The sequence below is a fragment of the Novosphingobium sp. genome (genome assembly GCF_032093395.1).
Taxonomy (GTDB): Bacteria; Pseudomonadota; Alphaproteobacteria; order Sphingomonadales; family Sphingomonadaceae; genus Novosphingobium.
Genome location: NZ_DAMDBA010000176.1, coordinates 623 through 1,768 on the forward strand (window position 1 = coordinate 623; position 1,146 = coordinate 1,768).

A 1,146-nucleotide genomic window follows, 5' to 3' on the forward strand; every position below is an offset into this window, starting at 1 on the left:
AAGCCGCGAACGCAGTTTCTTCCCGCCTTGCTGGTCCCCGTCCAGGAAGGTCAGAGCCTGACCGCCATCCAGCGCATCTTCCTGGACCCTGAAGGCCGCTATACGCGCAAGGTCATGCTGGGCACGCCGGGGCGGGGCGCATGGCAGGGCGGACAGCCAGGAGAGACCCTGGCGATTGCCGAGGGCTTCGAGACGGCTTGGGCCTTTACTTTGCTGACCGGCATTCCCTGCTGGGCAAGCTTGGGCGCACGCAGGCTTCATCAGATGACCATACCGCCTCGCGTGAAGCGGCTATTCCTTGCAAGTGACAATGACTTGGAAGGACGGCGCGCGGCGGCCCAGGCGAAGGATTACTACGCCCGCGATGACCTCGACATTGTCCACATGCCTCCCCCCGGTTGCGCGAAGGATTGGGCCCGCGTGCTCGAAGCCAGGGTCGAGAGCCATCAAGAGCTTTGCCCAATATAGCTCAGCGATGATTTTCCCGGCGGCCACTTGAGCAAATGCCCGAGACGAACGGCCGTGATGAGAGACGGGTCGACGTCCTGACACCCGGATGCGGGACGACTAAACAAAAGGACGCCGCACCTTTCGGCGCGGCGCCCTGAAGCTCGCAACGAGCCTTATTCCTTGGCGCCGGTTCCTGGTTCGGTCGTCTTGGGAGCCTTGCCATCTTCGACACGACCTTCGTTACGCAGATCGCGGCCTTCCTGCGCCTTCTTCTTTGCTTCGGGTGTGTCACCGTGTTCGTTCAGCTCTTCCTTCACGAAACCAGCGGCTTCTTTGGCTTTACCTACGATGCTCATCACACTCTCCTTCTCAAGATACATCTGTAAAACACAAATTGGAAAAACCTGTTCCCAAGCTGGTTTCTGGATACGCAAACAGGCCTTCAGCGGCCGGCTTTCATCTCCCTGGACAGATGACGAAGCAAAGTGCGCAAGAGGTAACCTCAATAAATGGGTATACATGATCGCAAATGCAGGGATCTCGCTCATAAAAGCGCAATGGTATCGTTAATTAGGGCAGTTAAAGTTAAGAACAGAAGTGGACACTTCGAAAAACCGGTAGCGCCTGACGGCATGAGATGATTCACTGCGCGAGCGCGACAGCGGAGGCGGTGATGGTTTGACAGCCGGGTTTCTT

At 57.7% G+C, this 1,146-nt stretch carries 2 protein-coding genes; one reads left to right on the plus strand and one right to left on the minus strand.

All coding sequences use genetic code 11. The features are described 5' to 3' along the window. Window positions 1–468, plus strand: a 468-nt coding sequence (locus tag RT424_RS24490) for a toprim domain-containing protein (RefSeq protein ID WP_313443510.1), incomplete at its 5' end; no start/stop codon positions are given. Window positions 469–623: 155 nt separating this feature from the next. On the opposite strand, the gene RT424_RS24495 is transcribed toward RT424_RS24490, so the two are convergent. After that, on the minus strand, window positions 624–998 hold the full coding sequence (locus RT424_RS24495) for a hypothetical protein (RefSeq protein WP_313443512.1): 375 nt from the start codon (window positions 996–998) through the stop codon (window positions 624–626). Window positions 999–1,146 lie beyond the last annotated feature (148 nt).